Annotated in this window: 2 protein-coding genes; one reads left to right on the forward strand and one right to left on the reverse strand. The window is 63.5% G+C overall.

Going from position 1 to position 1,020, the window contains the following annotated elements; all coding sequences use genetic code 11:
- Positions 1-148: 148 nt before the first annotated feature.
- Positions 149-583, forward strand: a complete 435-nt coding sequence (locus tag EOA27_RS37805; RefSeq protein WP_245491367.1) for a DUF930 domain-containing protein — start codon at positions 149-151, stop codon at positions 581-583.
- A 1-nt stretch (position 584) separates the two neighbouring features.
- Here the strand turns inward: EOA27_RS37805 and EOA27_RS37810 are convergent.
- Positions 585-1,020, reverse strand: a 436-nt coding sequence (locus EOA27_RS37810; protein WP_145970879.1) for an HAD family phosphatase, incomplete at its 5' end; no start/stop codon positions are given.

Here is a 1,020-nt window from a genome sequence, read left to right on the forward strand (position 1 = left end):
GCAGGAAACAGCTCCGGAAACCGCCGAAAAGCCTGCGGCCGTGCCGTTAAAGCCATTGACGGCCGAGTCAGGCGACAAGCCCGCGCCTCCATCCATGGCCGAAAAGGCAAAACCTTCCAAGGCGATGAAGTTCAAATCCGCAAGAGCCTTGAGAGCGCCAAGCGGGAACCCGGCAAGGTCGAACTCCGCCGACAGCGCGGCTGCGGGAGCGCCGATCTATTCCGGCCTGCCGGGCGTCAGGAAACTTTACTCGCCGGGTGCGACCGGCAATATGCAGGCTACGAGCTCGATGGAGAACGTGCCGCGCGATCAGCGCATAGCCAATCTTTGCGCCAACGTCCTGAACCAGGAACTGCAAAGTGCCGACTACGCGCCGAAATGGCTGCCGACCATCCCCCTGAAGCAGGGCAATGTTCTCAACCCTCCGCAGGCCGCCTTCAGCACGACAACCCAATGGTACGATCTGAGCTTCCGCTGCGAGGTCGACGCCGATGCGACGAGGGTCCTATCCTTCAACTTCCGTGTAGGGGGATTGGTCCCGCCGGGGGACTGGACCCGGCGTCGCTTCCCCAGTCTCCGCTAGATTAGGCCGGGACACCAAGCTCCGCCAATTGCCGGGCAACCTCGTGCCAGTCGGCGCAGACAAAATCGGCGCCGGCGGCTTTCAGCCGCGCGCCGTGCTCGGGATAGGTGTGACCGCCGCCGGTATAGCCGATCGCGATCATGCCGGCAGCCACCGCGCCCTGAACGCCGAAGGGCGAATCCTCTACCACGATACAGTCGGTCGGCTTCGCACCCATCTTCTCGGCGGCGTAGAGGAAGATGTCCGGCGCCGGCTTACCGTTCTTCACCATCGAGGAGGAAAAGATCGCCTCGCCGAAGAAGCGCGACAATCCCGTGACCGACAGGCTGTGGTTGATACGCTCGACCGAGGACGACGAGGCGACGCAACGGTTTCCGGCAAGCGCGCTGAGGAATGGCGCGATCCCCGGCGTCGGCTTCAACTCCTCGGAGAAGAGC

Origin of the sequence: Mesorhizobium sp. M2A.F.Ca.ET.037.01.1.1 (assembly GCF_003998075.1) — a bacterium.
Lineage (GTDB): Bacteria > Pseudomonadota > Alphaproteobacteria > Rhizobiales > Rhizobiaceae > Mesorhizobium.